The sequence below is a fragment of the Arthrobacter sp. 2MCAF15 genome (assembly GCF_052115605.1).
In the GTDB taxonomy this organism is placed as follows: domain Bacteria; phylum Actinomycetota; class Actinomycetes; order Actinomycetales; family Micrococcaceae; genus Arthrobacter.
Map to the genome: position 1 here is coordinate 1 of NZ_JBFRGZ010000048.1, position 1536 is coordinate 1536.

At 64.4% G+C, this 1536-nt stretch carries 2 protein-coding genes; both read right to left on the minus strand.

Going from position 1 to position 1536, the window contains the following annotated elements; genetic code table 11:
• Positions 1-734, minus strand: a 734-nt coding sequence (locus AB4089_RS22880) for a YihY/virulence factor BrkB family protein (RefSeq protein ID WP_441411555.1), incomplete at its 3' end; no start/stop codon positions are given.
• Between the two features lie 116 nt (positions 735-850).
• Complete coding sequence (locus AB4089_RS22885; protein ID WP_441411556.1) at positions 851-1447, minus strand: DUF3618 domain-containing protein; 597 nt, start codon at positions 1445-1447, stop codon at positions 851-853.
• Positions 1448-1536: the final 89 nt, after the last annotated feature.

The window sequence follows — 1536 nt, forward strand, 5'->3', positions numbered from 1 at the left end:
CCCAGGCTCATCCAGCGGAACCTGGGCTGCTGTACGTTCGGGGTGGCGTAGTAGAGGATGGCGATCACCAAGATCACGAGCAGCAGGATCACCGGCCACTTGAGAATGTTCCACGCCGTCAGGACGGCTCCGCCAAGGCCGATCGCGTTGCCGACCGCCTCCGCCACCGGGCCGCTCAGGACCAGCATGGCGGAGAGCACGAGGACGATCAGCACCATGGAAATCGTGACCAGGAGCATGGTGCCCCGAAGTTTGATGAACGGCCGGCCCTCATCGATTTCGTAGATCCGGTTCATGGCCCGGCCAAACGCCCCGACGTAGCCGGAGGCGGACCAGAGGGCGGTGAGGATGCCAAGCACCAGGGTGAATCCGGCAGCGGAGGAGCTGCTGAGCTGCTCGACTGGCTGGCGGATGATGTCCACAGTGTCACCCGGTGCGAACCCCTGGACGATCTCCAGGAGCGCAGTTGTGGTCTTCCCGGCCTGCCCGAAAATGCCCAGCAACGACACGATGGCCAGCAGCGCCGGAAATATCGAGAGGACCGAGTAGTAGGTCAGGGCTGCGGCTAGATCCGGGCACTGGTCTTTGGTGAATTCACGCAGGGTTTTCTTGGCGATGTACTTCCACGAGGTCGTGGTGACGTCGGTGGGACTGTCCGGTTTGCGGGAGTCGTCCGGGGCCGGCGCCGTGCGGGCTTTGGCGGTGCTGCTCTGGGCTGTTTCGGGGCCGGTCATTGAGTCATTTTCTGGATTGGCAGGGTTCTTGGCCACGGAAAATCCTTCTTGGGTTAAGCGAGGTGGCCGGCCGCCCAGCGCTTGAGCGAGGGCTGCCGGCCGTTGTCCGATGCGGATTAGGCCTGCTGAACGTTGTCCTTGGCCTCGGCGGCCCGGTCTTGGACGTCTGCCACAGCGGTTTGGCCTTCTGCCTTGAGGTGATCGGTGGCGTCGACGGCGGTTGCCTTGACGCTCTCAATGGCTTCTCGGGCGGGCTCCTTGAGCCCCTCGGCCACATGCTTTGCGGCGTCCGCCAGTTCCGTCGTGAGCGGCTCGGCAGCGGTCTTCAGCGCGTCGGCGGCTTCCCGCTCCTTCTGGCTGGCAGGGAGCAGGGAGGAGAGCAGCAGGCCGGCGCCGAAGGCGATCAGCCCGGCAGCGAGCGGGTTTCCCTGGGTTTTGGTCTTCAGCTGTGCCGGCGCGGCGGCGACGGCGGATCCCGCGTCACTGACATGCGCGCCGGCGTGTTCTGCGGCGGAGTGAACGTTGTCGGCGGTGTCCTCGGCGGCTCCCATGACCTTTTCCTTCACTCCGAAGACGGCGTCCTTGACCTTGTCGGTTTGCCGCTGGACRAYGTGCGACGGCGTGACYTTGTCGGCGACGGCGTCCACGTTGGTGCCCAGGCGGGCGCGGGTTGCTTCAATATCTGCTCGGATGACATCCGGGTTTTCACTCATCGTGTTTCCTCGCTGGATTTAGGTGTTGGGTTTAAGCGTGGGTGGGATTTCCTGCAGGGTCTCGGCGGTCTGCGGCATGCCCTTGATGG